The sequence below is a fragment of the Niabella agricola genome, assembly GCF_021538615.1.
In the GTDB taxonomy this organism is placed as follows: Bacteria; Bacteroidota; Bacteroidia; order Chitinophagales; family Chitinophagaceae; genus Niabella; species Niabella agricola.
The window spans coordinates 61,046-75,756 of record NZ_JAJHIZ010000003.1; the positions used below are offsets into that span (position 1 = coordinate 61,046).

A 14,711-nucleotide genomic window follows, 5' to 3' on the forward strand; every position below is an offset into this window, starting at 1 on the left:
TAAGCCTGAGATTATGGGGATACCAGTCCCTTATTGTATAGCTGCTGATGCAGGCCGAACATTTTTTCTTTAGGAAATTTCAGCACCTTCCGGTCATAGGTATACAATCCGTTTGTTTCAACTTCCACATCGGTGGTTTGTGTATAAACAGCTGCGGAAAGGCCTCTTTTGATAAGGTCCGGCATCCGGTTAATGAATTCTTCGTACTTATTATAAAGTTCGGTCTGATTTTTAAAACTCTGATAGCCCCAATTGCCACTCGACACCCAGGTATGTCCTTCCACCGGCAAACCCAGTCCGCCAAATTCACCCAGCACAAGGATCTGCTTATCTCCATAGATCTCCGGGTCTGGCATCATCGGTGCGGGGTAGCGATGCAGGTCCATAATATGACCGGGCAGTCCCTTAATATAGTTTCCTCCGCTTGCAGCATTTACCAGTCTGGAAGGATCGTAGGCTACGGTCCAGTCAACAATTTCCTTTGTTTTAAACTGTCCCCAGGCTTCGTTAAACGGCACCCAGCAAACAATACTGGGGTAGTTGTACAAATGATCCATAATGGCTTTCCATTCTTTTTTATGAATGGCTTCCGACTCGGGCGTGCGCGCTTTATCCAGCGGAAGACCTGAAATGAATCCCGGGTACTGATCCCATACATTTCCGCCCCTGTCGCCGCTGGGCATATCCTGCCAAACCAATACCCCCAGCTGGTCGCAGTATTGATACCAGCGCGCCGGCTCTACCTTTATATGTTTGCGGATCATGTTAAAACCCAGCGCTTTTGTTTGTTCCACATCAAATTTTAATGCCTCATCTGTTGGCGCTGTGTACAAACCATCCGGCCACCATCCCTGGTCCAGTGGCCCGTACTGAAACAGGAACTGGTTGTTGAGCATCATCCGCTGAATACCGTTTGCATCTTTGGTCATGGATATCTTACGCATTCCAAAATAGGAACCGGCTTCATCGATGGTTTTCCCTTTCCGTTTTATAGCCACTTTCAGGTCATACAAAAAAGGCGTTTGAGGCGACCATAGTTTGGGATCAGGAATTCGCAGCACCATATTCCCCCCGTCAGCCGAAGTTTGGCTTGCCACCGGTTTTGTGCCGTCCCAGGCCGATACAGAAACCTCATCACCGGGCTGAAGACCGGCAGTCTTCACCGAAACCTGCAGTTGCTGCTGATCAATATCCGGTATTTGCCGGGTAGCAACAATATAGGTTTCCGGTACATTTTCGAGCCATACGGTTTGCCAGATACCGGTAACCGGTGTATACCAGATACCGTGCGGATTTTTCACCTGCTTCCCGGCGGGCTGAGGGCCATCATCCGTGGGATCCCATACCCGTACTGCAACCGACTGACGGGCGCCCTTTTTAACCGCCGCAGTGATGTCGATTGAAAAAGGGTCGTATCCGCCTTCATGCTCCCCTACCCTGATCCCGTTTACATAGACCTGTGCCGCCCAGTCAACGGCGCCAAAATGTAACATCAGTTTTCCTTTACGCATGGAAGCCGGTACTTCTATCACCCGGTTGTACCATAGTACACTGTCCTTACCTACGGTTCGCCCAACGCCGCTCAGCGCCGATTCAATGGCATAAGGTACCAGGATATTGCCCTGGAACTGCGTTGGAATGACGTTGCTCCCGCTTCTGGGAATTACAGCATACTGCCACAGCCCGTTTAAATTTTTCCAGTTGTGATTGCGAACCAACTGGGGACGCGGATATTCTGGCAATGGGTTTGCGGCATTTACCTTTTCGGCCCAGGATGTTGTAATTTTTCCGCTAACAGGTTTCCATTGGGCGTTCAGGCCACTGGTTCCCATCACAGCGGCAAGTAGCAGGTAGAAAATTTTCTTTTTCACTTGTTGATTGTAGTTGTTTAAAATAATCGTTAATGCAGGTAATACGGCTATCGTATTCGGCAATCAATTCCTTCAAAAATACAACTCCGGGATTAAAAAACACCGGTCAGCCTGAATTGTGTGATAACATTTTTGGGGAGCGGCGTTTTTAAATAGCAAATGACAAATTTCAAATAACAAATAGCAAAAACTGGCGGGAAGGTTCGCTATGAGCCGACGATTTTTCCGGGCTTCAAAGCACCATCTGCTACAGCGGGTGTCCCAAATATTCCACACAAAGCTTTAAACCTTCCTGTCGGAAATATGACAACAGTACCCAATGTCAAATATAAAAATGAAGATGCCGTTACGGTTTAGAGATCATCCCGGGAGCAGATAGCGCGCTTCCCTGATGCCATGCGGGAATGTATAAGCCTAATGCAGCGTCAGCCATTTAAAAACTTCCCTGGTAATTAATAAAACATTATCGGCAAGATCATCCAGTGTGCAATAGCGGATGGCCTTTACAACACGGGACTTATCCCGTTGATCAACCAGGCACATCCTTAGCACATATGCACTATGGGAGGTCTCCGGTATCATTCCTGTTAATGAATAAAAAACCGTATCCGCCCGCTCTTTGTCCTGGCCAATAAAAAACTGGCAATAGGTAATATACCCGTTGGGCGTTTTCATGTCTACCACAATATAAAAACGGGTTTTATCCATACGTTTACACAGTAGTATTGATCATTTTAAAATAATAAACAGGGCCGCTTAAAAACAAAACCGTTAAAGCTGCTATGCGAAGGCCCTGACCGCATAGCAGCTTACGGCATTGCTATCGCAGCACAGAACGCTGCTGTTACCGGGCACCGCAGGCCGGGTGCTATACAAACCCTATGCAGCGGCCGGCCCGCTGCCTTCAGTTCAGGCCGGTAAACGGTCCGGGCTGCCAGCCGGTTGTCGCCGATCGGTTACAATACAATATTTTTTACCGTCGATCTCTTCGGTATGCCATACCCATTCTTTAATGTTAAAAGCGTTCGTTAAGGAAGAAAGATGCTGAATAGCGTCTCCGGTGAATGTTACCGGCAAATAATGGCGCGAATCTTTGTCAAAAAAACCAACCTTGTTTTCTTTCATTGCAGGTCTCATACGATTACATTATTTAAACATTAAAAAATATTGACGTTTAAATACAGTACCGCATTTTATTCGTACTGGGTGCCTTCACGGTCTGGTATTTAACATATACGTTCGATCTATTTAACAACCCGTAAAGAAAAAGGTTTAAAAAATCCGACCGAACTTTTATTACGGTTAGTCTTGCTGGGTCCAGGTAAGCCTGGAAACCGGGAATCCAAAATCCCGGGCTATGTGCAGATAATGTTCTTTTACAGCCGCGGGCATGGTCTTTTGCCGGGAGAGCAGCCACAGGTATTTCCTGCTTTTACCGCAAACAAGCGCATACTGGTAACCGGGATCGATGGCTATTACATTATAGCCTGCATAAAAAGGTCCGAAAAAAGAAACGACCAGACTTCCGGTATGCTCGTCACCTGTAAATTTTGCCCGGCCGGTCGATTGCTGCCATTTGGATTTATAGTAATCAAAGCCCCGGTTTACCACTTCTATGGTGCCGTCATCCCTGCTTGTATAGGTAGCGGTTACCAGGCTCAGGTGTTTCTCAAAATAGAAATCAAAACGGGCTATTTCAAACCAGCGCCCCAGGTACCGGTCTTTTTCAAAGCCGGCTACGGCCTTCACACCTTTAGGTATGGTCCGTCGTTTTATCACTGCGGCAATGGCTGCCCCCAGGGCTGCCAGTACCAGTCCCTTCATCCATTGTTTTTTTTGCATGCTTTTGTTTTTAACCGATTGCAGCATCCGCCCCCCAAATAAGGTCATTATTTCGTCTCAAAAGTTGTGCCTGGAATCATTATAAAGGGGCATTTGCGGTGTTGCGCTGTGTGCGCCAGGGCCGTTTAAAATATTCCGGTTGATTCCGGATACGCTGCTTATCCGGGAGAACCTGGTGTTTAATGTTTATTCATGCATCATTCTTTTTCAGGAAGCATAATGCCTGTTGCTTCGTTATGCAGTAACCGGAACATTGCCTGAATAAAAAACAGCGCTCCTCACTTGTGCAGAGCGCTGTTAAAAAACCGGTACAAATCCGGCTAATGTACGTTTAGCTGTTTAGATGCGTCTTTTTTCTCAAGGTTCACCACGCCGGTGGTGCCGCCGCCCTTCAGTGTCAACTCTACAGGGGCGTTGGTTTTCCAGGCACCGCGGGTAAAATCGGGGATATCCACGCTGGAAGAGCGTTTGGCAATGGATCGGCCGCTTAGCGGGAATATACAACTCCAGGCCACACCGTCATATACGTCCTGGTCAAGCGGCAGCCCGTTACGCAAACAGTCGATCAACCGCCAGTCCATCATAAAGTCCATACCGCCATGCCCCCCGATCTGTTTGGCAAGGTCGCCGATTTTCCGGACGATCTCGGGGGTATATTGGTCGTACAGTTTTTTGAGTTCTTCGCTGCTGATCCATTCATGACCGAAAGCGATGCGTTCGGGATCCGGCCATTTCTGCGCCACCCCTTTGGTGCCGCTTACGAGGTGGATGCGGGAATACGGGCGGGGCGAAGTTACATCATGCTGAATCATGATGGTTTTTCCTTTATTGGTTTTAATGGTGGTCGTATTCATGTTGCCGCGGTAGGGCTTGCCCACAAACTGCTTGAAATATGGATCTTTGGCGGCCAGGTCTTTGGCCATCTGTCCCATCTGGAAATCGTTGCTGGACACGGATACCAGCCAGTCCATTTTATCGCCCCGGTTGATGTTCATGCACTGTGCCACCGGACCCAGGCCGTGTGTGGGATACAGGCAACCGTTATGCTCATAATTCTGGCGAAGGCGCCACATATTCTGGTAACCCGTGTCTTTTTTGAAGTTCAGGTCCCGCAGATCATGAATGTATGCTCCCTCGGCATGCACCAGCTCGCCAAACATACCCTGGCGGGCCATGTTGAGGGTCAGCAGCTCGAAGAAATCGTAGCAGCAGTTCTCCAGCATCATACAATGTTTACGGGTGCGTTCGGAGGTTTCCACCAGTTTCCAGCAATCTTCCAGGGTAAGGGCAATGGGCACTTCGGAAGCGGCGTGGCAGCCGTTTTCCATGGCGAAAAGCGCCATGGGTGTGTGGAGGTTCCAGGGCGTCGTAATGTACACCAGGTCCAGCTCCTCTTTCCGGATCATGTCTTTCCATCCATTTTCACCGGAATATTCCTTGGCAGCTGGGCGGCCGGTTTTCTGCACCAGGGCATTGGATTTCGTGGCACGTTCGGGGATCAGGTCGCAAATAGCAACGATCTCCACCCCATCAATATGCGACATCCGCTGAACGGCGCCCGGACCGCGCATGCCCTGACCGATAAAGCCGATACGCACCCGGTCGATCTTTGGTGCGCCGTAGCCACTCATGTTAAAACGGGCACCCGTTTTTTCCCGTTCATAAGAGTGTTGCATATCGTCATCGTTAATGGCCAGGGCAGGCAGATTGACGGCAAGTGCGCCGGTTCCCACAGCAATGTGTTTAAGAAAGCTTCTTCGGTTACTCATAATGGAAGTATTTTGTTATTTAGAATGTTTATAAAAATAGCCATTATAATACTATAGCCCTTGTGCAAACGGTTGCTCTTCCGGTTTTAAGCCCGGAAAGAAGGAAGATGCCTTGTTTCCGGGTTCTATCGCGCACCTATAGGTTAAGGCTTCATCAGGCATTGAGATAGGCGCAGAGTGCTGGTAATAACATAAGCTTGCATGACCGGATGCACGAAATCATTGCTGCAGCTGGATCGTCTTCCACATAAAAAAAATCCCGGTAATTGCTTACCGGGATCACGTTCTGCTATTAAAATAGTTATTTCACTTCTTCAAAAGGAACATCTGTAACATCATCAGCACCACCTGCATTTCCACCGGCAGCCTGCTCGCCTCCGGGCTGTCCTGCCTGGGCTTGTGCCCCCTCAGCGCCCTGTCCGGATTTATAGATATCCTCGCTGGCTGCTGTCCAGGCGGCGTTCAGTTCTTCAGTAGCCTTATCAATAGCGGCAATATCCTGTTGTTTATGCGCTTCTTTTAATTTAGCTACCGCTCCTTCAATCACGGTTTTCTTATCTGCCGGAACCTTATCGCCATATTCTTTCAGCTGCTTTTCGGTCTGGAACACCAGGCTATCTGCAGCATTCAGCTTATCGATCTTTTCACGCTCTGCTTTATCGGTGGCTTCATTGGCTTTTGCCTCGGCCTTCATTTTCTCCACTTCTTCCTTGCTCAAACCACTTCCCGCTTCAATATGGATCTTCTGTTCCTTACCGGTTCCTTTATCTTTTGCCGTTACATGCATGATACCGTTGGCATCGATATCGAAGATCACTTCGATCTGCGGTACGCCCCTGGGGGCTGGCGGAATGCCATCGAGGTTAAAGATCCCCAGACTCTTGTTGTCTTTTGCCATGGAGCGTTCACCCTGCAATACATGAATCTGCACGCCGGGCTGGTTATCACTTGCAGTAGAAAACACTTCCGATTTCTTTGTAGGAATGGTAGTGTTGGAAGGGATCAGCGTGGTCATCACACCGCCCATGGTTTCGATACCCAGGGAAAGCGGGGTTACATCCAGCAGCAATACATCTTTTACTTCGCCGGTTAATACCGCGCCCTGAATAGCTGCACCAACGGCCACTACCTCATCCGGGTTTACACCACGGTTGGGCTTTTTGCCAAAGAATTTTTCTACAATTTCCTGTACTTTAGGAATCCGGGTGCTGCCGCCTACGAGAATCACCTCGTCGATCTCAGAAGCATTCATACCTGCATCTTTCAACGCCGCTTCACAGGGTTTTAAACAACGGGCGAACAGGTTATCTGCCAATTGCTCAAATTTGGCGCGGGTCAGTTTTTTTACCAGGTGTTTCGGCACTCCGTCAACGGCTGTAATGTAGGGCAGGTTGATTTCGGTTTCGCTGGAAGAAGACAATTCGATCTTGGCTTTTTCTGCCGCTTCTTTCAAACGCTGCAGTGCCATGGGATCCTTTCTTAAGTCAATACCTTCTTCAGATTTAAACTCTTCAGCCAGCCAGTCCATAATTACTTTATCGAAGTCGTCACCTCCCAGGTGTGTATCACCGTTGGTAGATTTTACTTCAAACACACCGTCACCCAACTCCAGGATCGAGATATCAAACGTACCGCCACCCAGGTCAAATACAGCAATTTTGTGATCTTTACCGCCTTTATCAAGCCCATAGGCCAATGCAGCAGCAGTTGGTTCGTTTACAATACGGCGTACAGTTAACCCTGCAATTTCACCGGCTTCTTTGGTAGCCTGGCGTTGCGCATCGTTAAAATATGCCGGAACAGTAATCACCGCTTCGGTTACTTCCTGCCCCAGGTAATCCTCGGCTGTTTTTTTCATTTTTTGTAATACCATGGCAGATATTTCCTGCGGGGTATACAAACGTCCATCAATATCGATACGAACGGTATTATTGTCACCCTGTGCAACCTTGTAGCTCCAGTGGCTGATCTCTTCAGAAACCTCATCAAAACGACGGCCCATAAAGCGCTTTACAGACATGATCGTATTTTGCGGATTGGTGATCGCCTGCCTTTTCGCAGGATCCCCTACTTTACGCTCGCCGTTTTTCAAAAAAGCAACAACGGATGGGGTTGTACGGCGCCCTTCATCGTTGGCAATCACCACCGGCTCGTTACCTTCCATTACCGCAACGCAGCTGTTGGTGGTTCCTAAGTCAATACCAATAATTTTACCCATAATATTTAAATTTCTCCTTTTATTAAAAATTACCACAATCTGTGGCAGAAATTAACTTTCAATGATTATGCCGCAGTATCGGAATATGAAAAAATGTCAGAAATCTTTGCAAATCCCCATCAAACAGACGCCGTGTCGGGAACCTGGCTTCTATCCTGTCATTTTAAACGCTCAACAGCAAGCAGTTATGATCAGGGTTGTATAAAACGGCGCTATCTGCAGGAACCAATGCTATTGTTTATTCCTGCCATTGATTTCCTATTTTAGCGCCAGATTTGAAAATATGAAGAACGGACTCCTTCTTTTATGCGCCCTCTGCCTGTTTATCGCAGGGTACCCGCAGGATATCGATTCCCCGGCCCCCTTGTTGTCGCCGCCCGAATACCCGGCTGCCGTCGTCCCCGAGTCGGAGCTCAACCTCCCGGTTCAAGTTGACCTGGCTCCGTTCTTTGCTCTGGCCAATAAAAAGGTAGACACGCTCTTTACTTCTCCCCGGTTTCCCAACGACTGGGTGCAGCAGGGTTGTGATACCCGGTATAAATACAGTTTCCGGCGCGGACCATTACAGTTCAGTTTAAAAAACACCACCCTCGACATCGCTTTTACCGGCTACTACAAAATTATCGGGTCTACGCGTGCCTGTGTCAACGGCAAGGCCGTTACGCCCTGGACACCGGCTTGCCAGTGCGGCGTTGATGAAGGCGAACGGAAAGTGAAAGTCGGCTTTACCATTGCCATCTCGATGTTGACCAACTATACGATAAAAATGCAGGTAACCCGGAAAGAGCCGGAGCCGGTAGATAAGTGCGCTGTTTGCTTTTGGGGGCAGGACATTACCCCGGTGATCATGGACGCGCTCAAAAAGGAACTGGATGGATCAAAAGCCGACCTGGAAAAGAGTTATGGCCGGGTCGATCTGAAGCCGCATTTTCAAACCCTGTGGAACCAGCTCAATGCGCCGTATAATATCAACAACATGGGCTGGTTGCAGATCAACCCTCAAAAGATCCGCATCAACAGCATTCAGGCAGCCGGCAGCCAGTTGCAGATCAATGTGGGATTGGCAGCCAAACCGGTGGTACGGTTTGAAAAGCCTGCTACCGCTATCGCGCCTGTACCGCATATCAGCAATTTCAGCCGCAACCGGGGATTCCAGGTTTATGCCGACCTGGTAATGAACTATGATTCGCTCAGTCGCATCCTCACCAGCCAGATTGCCGGAAAAGAATTCACTTTTAGCAAGGCCTTTATTAAAAAACGGTTTATTTTCCTGGAGTGCAAGCTTCTTGGCAGCAGGGATAACCGCCTGGTCATGCAGGTAAAGTTTACCGGCTCCAACGACGGCACCTTTTACGTAACCGGTAAACCCCTGTATTATGCCGATACAAAAACACTGCAGGTAGCCGATGTCGATTTTGATATCCAGTCGCGGAATGCGTTGTTAAAAACAGCAGACTGGCTGTTTTCCAAAAAGATCACCGGCGAAATTGAAAAAATGGCCCGATATGACCTGAACCAACTGCTTTCCACGGCCCGGACCAATATGAACCAGCAGTTGAACCGGCAGTTTATGAAAGGAATCTCCGGCAGCGGAAGCGTTAGAGACATCCGTGTGGCCGGCATTTTTCCGCAATCCGGCTGGCTGGCCGTGAGGGCTTACTGTGATGGGGATTTTTCGTTAAAGGTGGCCGCACTGAACCTTTGATCGCTCCGCTCCTACTATAGATCAGGGTTTTAAAGTTCAATGTTCCCCATTGGTTTTCGTTCCGGCTTGGTGAGATGTCAGATGCCAGACACCAGACGTCAGATATCAGATATTAACATATCGATCGGCGGAGGTTTACAGAGCAGGAACGCATCTTCACTTTTACATTTAATATTTCTTATTGGTTATTTTACATTCCCCGAAGGGGAAGGTTCCAGGCGTGCCCGACATGGTGGGTTGGATCCGTTTTCTGCCTGATGACCTTCGCCGCTGCCGACCCGCTATCAGCTATTCCCTGTTATCTGCGGGTGGGTTATGGGGAAACAGGTCGCCCACTACGGGGCTTTTATTCTGCTTCTGTTCTGAGTTACCAATAGGAAGCCCTTACAGGGGCTGCACCATGGACTATTGTGCAGTACCGGATCTTTACTTTTGCATTTAATATTTCTTATTGGTTATTCTACATTCCCCGAAGGGGAAGGCTCCAGGCGTGCCCGACATGGTGGGCTGGATCCGTTTCCTGCCTGATGACCTTCGCCGCTGCCGACCCGCTATCAGCCATTCCCTGTTATCTGCGGGTGGGTTATGGGGAAACAGGTCGCCCACTACGGGGCTTTTATTCTGCTTCTGTTCTGAGTTACCAATAGGAAGCCCTTACAGGGCTGCACCATAGACTAACGGGCAGTACCGCATCTTCACTTTTACATTTAATATTTCTTATTGGTTATTTTACATTCCCCGAAGGGAACCCCATTTCCACATTTTACAAGGGTGTTTTATAACTCCTCCTCTTCCAAGTAGGTAGGCTCCGGCACCCTTTTAAAACTGAAATGCCGCTGTGCCAGGTAACTGACCAGCACCACCACCACCGTAGTACCGATTTGCGCAAAAATGGGATAAATGCCCCAGACCTCTACCATTATCTTCAGCAACACATAATTAATGGTGAGGTTAAACACACATACCAGCAGGTAACGGAACAGCTGCACCCGGCCGCGGATGCGGCTATCGTCGAATACCACGTATTTCATCAGGAAAAAGCCTACCAGGAAGCTCACCACAAAGGACACGCCCAGGGCCGCCACGTGTGATTTTAACGCATAAAAACCAAAATGAAAATCCTGTTCCCGGAAAATAAACTTATAGGCAATATAATAAGACAGCAGCCCGAGAAAGGTATTGGATGCCCCGGAAACCGCATACCGGAAGGTTTGCAGCGGCATGATCCGTTTAAATGGCGGGTAAAAAAAGTCGATCAACGGGAGCAACCGGTCCCTTACACTATATAAATGCTGCCTCATCGGCAGCGAAGATATTCCTTATTAACATGATTTCTGCGCCCGTGTTCCTTATTTTTGCATCAAAATTGTTAAGAATGAGCATTGTAGATACATTGAGGCCGATTGTTGCGGATGCATTAAAAGAATTGTATCAAAAAGATCTGACCCCTTCGTCGATCGCCATAAACAGTACAAAGCCTGAATTTGAAGGCGATTATACCATCGTTTTATTTTCCCTTATAAAAGAACTGAAGAAAAAACCGGAGGAACTGGGTGCAGAGATCGGGCAATTCCTGGCAGACCGACGTCCCAACCTCATCCGTTCGTTTAATGTAATCAAAGGATTTCTGAACCTGTCCATTGCAGACGATTTCTGGACGGCTTTCCTGAATACCAGCTATACCGATCCGTCGCTGGGGAAATCGGAACAGCAGGCTTCGAAAGTAATGGTAGAATATTCTTCTCCCAATACCAATAAGCCCCTGCACCTGGGGCATCTGCGCAATAATTTTTTGGGCTGGTCCATTGCAGAGATTCTGAAAGCAACAGGCAGCGAGATAAAAAAATGCTGTATTTCCAACGACCGGGGTATCCATATTTCCAAATCGATGGTGGCCTGGCAACTCTATGGCAACGGCGCCACGCCGGAATCTACCGGCATTAAGGGCGATCACCTGGTAGGCGATTACTACGTGTTGTTTGGAGTGAAGCATAAGGAACAGATGGCGGAACTCATCGAAAAAGGGATGAGCAAGGAAGACGCCGAAAAGAATGCGCCCATTATGAAAGCCGCGCAGCAAATGCTGGTGGATTGGGAAAACGGCGACCCCGAAGTAATAGCCCTCTGGGAAAAGATGAATCGCTGGGTATATGCCGGCTTTGATCAAACCTATAAGCGCATCGGCACCGATTTTGACAAGATCTATTATGAAAGCGATACCTATATATTAGGAAAACAATTTGTGGAAGAAGGACTGAAAGACGGTGTCTTCTTTAAAAAAGAGGATGGCAGTGTGTGGATTGATCTTACTGCAGAAGGACTGGATGAAAAACTGGTGCTGCGGAAGGATGGCACGGCCGTGTACATTACCCAGGACCTGGGACTGGCCGATGAAAAATACAAGGATTTCCCATACGATCAAAGCATTTATGTAATTGCCGATGAGCAGAATTACCATATGAAGGTATTACAGCTCATCCTGCAAAAACTTCGTAAACCCTATGCCGGTGGTATTTACCATATGAGTTATGGAATGGTGGAATTGCCCAGCGGACGCATGAAAACCCGGGAAGGCACGGTGGTAGATGCCGATGACCTGCTGGATGAACTGGTAAAAGTGGCAGCGGCAAAAACAGAAGAACTGGGCAAGGTGAAGGACTTCTCCGAAACCGAACTTAAAGAATTGTATGACACCATTGCATTGGGGGCATTGAAATTCTTCCTTCTGCGGGTGGACCCCAAAAAACGGATGGTGTTTAACCCGGAAGAAAGTATCGATTTTCAGGGCTTTACCGGTCCGTTTATCCAGTATACCCATGCCCGCATCCGGTCGATCCTGCGGAATGAGCCGCTGGCAGCAGGAATTGCCGACCCGGAGCAACTGGAGCCCCTGGAAAAAGAGCTGATCATCCTGCTGGAGCAATACCACACACAGGTAAAGCAGGCCGCTGCTGAGCACAACCCTTCCCTGCTGGCTATTTATGCCTTCAGCGTTGCAAAGCTGTTTAATAGTTTTTATACCGCGCATTCTGTGCGCAATGCAGCAACACCGGAGAAAAAAAACCTACGGCTGAAAATCTGTACACTTACCGCCGGAACCATCGCAGCCTCTATGGCCCTCCTGGGTATCCGGGTGCCTGAGCGGATGTAACGGTTCAGGGAGACCTACATATATAAAGCGATCCGCAGAAGCATTCCTGGTCTTCTGTTGGAGGTTCGTTTCACGCGACGGCGCCAAGGAGCAGGAACGCAACGAAGCCTTCTTGTTTCTTTATACCGGTCTTTGTGTTGCGGTTTCTGCTAACTGTACAAGGGCGATGAGTTTTCGTTCCCATCAGCTTTTTACAAGCCCCCGCGGACTCAATGACTGTTTCGCGGTGGCGCAATATTCTTACCACCATCGGCTCCGGTTCACTCAAAAATAACGTTCAAACAGCAGGCCGTAGGTAAACAACAGGTTCTCTTTATGGGTGCGGGCGATACGGTTGTAATGCAGCCGGGTTGATAAGGAAAGCCACCTGACCAACCTTAGATTCAGTCCCAGCTGGCTGGTAATAATCGCATCGCTGATACGCTTTAACGATGGCTGCCAGAATGAAGTGCTTTCAAAAGAGAGCACCTTGTACGGATGCCACCGGAGTTGCAAACGCAGCGAGTTCCGGAAGGTATGGTAGCGCTCCCGCGTACTGTCGCTGGGAGCAATATCGCTTTGTTCAAATAAAATACCATCACTCAACCGGAAATAGAGCTTTCCGTTATCCACCAGCTTCCAGGCCACTCCCAATCCGGACTGGAACTGACTGCGGATTCTTAAGGAGTAGCTGCTGGCATATGCAGCAAGTCCCCAGTAATTTAAACGCGCGGCCGTATCCTTGTAAATGTTAAAATCAAGCGCCGTGGTAACATCATTATTCGTGAGCCCCTCCCTGTTCTGGCCGTAGATCCAGGCAGCACTCGCATTCAGCTCTGTCTTCCGTTTATAAAATCTGTATTTTAATGCATTATTCAAAAGATAATTCCTGCTGCCCGAAGACTGGTTCAGCGTACCCGATAAACCGGCATTCAGGTAGTGGCGTACCGAATCATTAAACTGCGCAATTGCTAGGCACGGCAGCAGCAAAAACAATAGCATCAAACAGCGCTCACCCATACCCGCGAATATAACACGGATCACCTAAAATAATTGTGCAGCGATTGACCGGATGCATCCATCCATTTAGCCCCGCTCCTCATGTACTGCAGGTGGCGCCCACACCAAATGACATCTGAAACAGGGATTTCCTACCACGCTTTTATTGTTCATACATAATCACATAAAAGCTTTATTTGCGGGTAACCACGGGCCTCCCTGCACCGTTCGCCGGTGAATGGTTGCCATAAAATCATGAAAGATAGCAGGGAACCAATTATTTGCCATTCTTTTTTGTATCTTTCATCAGCCGCTGGTATGCTCCATATGTATAGTGCCATAACGGGCGTTAAATGTTTAAATAGTTCTATTTTTGTCCTTAAGCATTAAAACAATGAAACTTTCGCTGGACCATAAAAATCATGTTCCGCTTCATGTACAGGCAGAACAACTCCTTCGCAACCTGATCAAGGACCCCCAGTTTGCCAATGGGAAATTATTGCCAAACGAGGTTGATCTGGCCAAGCAGCTGGCCATTTCGCGTACTACATTGCGGCAGGCATTGAATAAACTGGTGTATGACGGATTATTGATCCGCAAGAAAGGGATCGGTACCCGTGTTGCCGGAACCGCAGTAAGTTCAAAATCCAACAACTGGCTGAGTTTTTCGCAGGAAATGCAAACCAGGGGCATTCCCATTAAAAATTATGAATTGCATGTAAGCTGGGTACACCCGGAAGAAGCCATTGCTCAATTTTTCCAGATCGCGCCCGATAAGAAAATCCTGAAGCTGGAGCGTCTGCGCGGACGTCCGGAGGCGCCCTTTGTTTATTTTGTTTCTTTTTTTCATCCCCGGATCGGTTTAACCGGTGAAGAAGATTTTAATACGCCGCTGTATGAAATGCTGGAGAAAAATCACCACATTGTGGTAAATCTTTCCAAAGAGGAGATCAGTGCGAAACCTGCATCAAAATTTATTGCCGAAAAACTGGAGATTCCCCAGGGAGATCCGGTATTATTTCGTAAACGGTTTGTGTACGACCGGGGCGAACGCCCTATTGAATACAATCTCGGCTATTATAAAGCCGATTCATTTGTATACACCGTCGAAAGCCGCAGGGATCAGTAACAGATTTGCTACTTCTTTGCAACCTTCCTTAACACGAATGGCGATATT

11 protein-coding genes are annotated in these 14,711 nt (G+C 48.2%); 3 read left to right on the forward strand and 8 right to left on the reverse strand.

Annotated features, from left to right (window positions below; genetic code table 11):
- Window positions 1–11: 11 nt before the first annotated feature.
- The 6 genes from LL912_RS05665 to dnaK form a co-directional block, all read right to left on the reverse strand.
- Window positions 12–1,871 carry a glycoside hydrolase family 2 protein gene (locus tag LL912_RS05665; RefSeq protein ID WP_235552606.1) on the reverse strand — a complete coding sequence of 620 codons (1,860 nt, stop codon included), beginning with the start codon at window positions 1,869–1,871 and terminating at the stop codon, window positions 12–14.
- A 414-nt stretch (window positions 1,872–2,285) separates the two neighbouring features.
- A complete protein-coding gene (locus LL912_RS05670; RefSeq protein ID WP_235552607.1) occupies window positions 2,286–2,579 on the reverse strand; it encodes a hypothetical protein in 294 nt (97 codons plus the stop codon).
- Window positions 2,580–2,780: 201 nt separating this feature from the next.
- A complete protein-coding gene (locus tag LL912_RS05675) occupies window positions 2,781–3,008 on the reverse strand; it encodes a hypothetical protein (protein WP_235552608.1) in 228 nt (75 codons plus the stop codon).
- A gap of 165 nt (window positions 3,009–3,173) precedes the next feature.
- Entirely contained in the window at window positions 3,174–3,713 is a 540-nt protein-coding gene (locus LL912_RS05680) for a lipocalin family protein (protein WP_235552609.1), read from the reverse strand.
- 320 nt (window positions 3,714–4,033) lie between these two features.
- Window positions 4,034–5,482 (reverse strand): Gfo/Idh/MocA family protein, encoded by a 1,449-nt coding sequence (locus LL912_RS05685; RefSeq protein ID WP_235552610.1) that lies wholly within the window; start codon window positions 5,480–5,482, stop codon window positions 4,034–4,036.
- A 301-nt stretch (window positions 5,483–5,783) separates the two neighbouring features.
- Window positions 5,784–7,700: a molecular chaperone DnaK gene (dnaK, locus tag LL912_RS05690; RefSeq protein ID WP_235552611.1), complete on the reverse strand. Its 1,917-nt coding sequence runs from the start codon at window positions 7,698–7,700 to the stop codon at window positions 5,784–5,786.
- A 283-nt stretch (window positions 7,701–7,983) separates the two neighbouring features.
- On the opposite strand from dnaK, the gene LL912_RS05695 reads away from it, so the two are divergent.
- Entirely contained in the window at window positions 7,984–9,405 is a 1,422-nt protein-coding gene (locus LL912_RS05695; protein WP_235552612.1) for a DUF4403 family protein, read from the forward strand.
- A gap of 776 nt (window positions 9,406–10,181) precedes the next feature.
- Here the strand turns inward: LL912_RS05695 and LL912_RS05700 are convergent.
- A complete protein-coding gene (locus LL912_RS05700) occupies window positions 10,182–10,706 on the reverse strand; it encodes a GtrA family protein (protein WP_235552613.1) in 525 nt (174 codons plus the stop codon).
- Between the two features lie 74 nt (window positions 10,707–10,780).
- Here LL912_RS05700 and argS point away from each other — a divergent pair, with 74 nt between their 5' ends.
- Window positions 10,781–12,556: an arginine--tRNA ligase gene (gene argS / locus LL912_RS05705; protein WP_235552614.1), complete on the forward strand. Its 1,776-nt coding sequence runs from the start codon at window positions 10,781–10,783 to the stop codon at window positions 12,554–12,556.
- A 264-nt stretch (window positions 12,557–12,820) separates the two neighbouring features.
- Here argS and LL912_RS05710 read toward each other — a convergent pair whose 3' ends face one another.
- Window positions 12,821–13,555, reverse strand: a complete 735-nt coding sequence (locus tag LL912_RS05710) for a DUF481 domain-containing protein (RefSeq protein ID WP_235552615.1) — start codon at window positions 13,553–13,555, stop codon at window positions 12,821–12,823.
- A 373-nt stretch (window positions 13,556–13,928) separates the two neighbouring features.
- Between LL912_RS05710 and LL912_RS05715 the strand changes: the two genes are divergently transcribed.
- A complete protein-coding gene (locus LL912_RS05715) occupies window positions 13,929–14,663 on the forward strand; it encodes a GntR family transcriptional regulator (protein ID WP_235552616.1) in 735 nt (244 codons plus the stop codon).
- The last annotated feature ends 48 nt before the right edge of the window (window positions 14,664–14,711 follow it).

What these genes read in the sequence shown, in the direction of transcription:
- LL912_RS05670 (WP_235552607.1), bottom strand. Translation starts at nt 2,579, where the DNA reads ATGGATAAAACCCGTTTTTATATTGTGGTAGACATGAAAACGCCCAAC.
- LL912_RS05675 (WP_235552608.1), bottom strand. Translation starts at nt 3,008, where the DNA reads ATGAGACCTGCAATGAAAGAAAACAAGGTTGGTTTTTTTGACAAAGAT.
- LL912_RS05680 (WP_235552609.1), bottom strand. Translation starts at nt 3,713, where the DNA reads ATGCAAAAAAAACAATGGATGAAGGGACTGGTACTGGCAGCCCTGGGG.
- LL912_RS05685 (WP_235552610.1), bottom strand. Translation starts at nt 5,482, where the DNA reads ATGAGTAACCGAAGAAGCTTTCTTAAACACATTGCTGTGGGAACCGGC.
- dnaK (WP_235552611.1), bottom strand. Translation starts at nt 7,700, where the DNA reads ATGGGTAAAATTATTGGTATTGACTTAGGAACCACCAACAGCTGCGTT.
- LL912_RS05695 (WP_235552612.1), top strand. Translation starts at nt 7,984, where the DNA reads ATGAAGAACGGACTCCTTCTTTTATGCGCCCTCTGCCTGTTTATCGCA.
- LL912_RS05700 (WP_235552613.1), bottom strand. Translation starts at nt 10,706, where the DNA reads ATGAGGCAGCATTTATATAGTGTAAGGGACCGGTTGCTCCCGTTGATC.
- argS (WP_235552614.1), top strand. Translation starts at nt 10,781, where the DNA reads ATGAGCATTGTAGATACATTGAGGCCGATTGTTGCGGATGCATTAAAA.
- LL912_RS05710 (WP_235552615.1), bottom strand. Translation starts at nt 13,555, where the DNA reads ATGGGTGAGCGCTGTTTGATGCTATTGTTTTTGCTGCTGCCGTGCCTA.
- LL912_RS05715 (WP_235552616.1), top strand. Translation starts at nt 13,929, where the DNA reads ATGAAACTTTCGCTGGACCATAAAAATCATGTTCCGCTTCATGTACAG.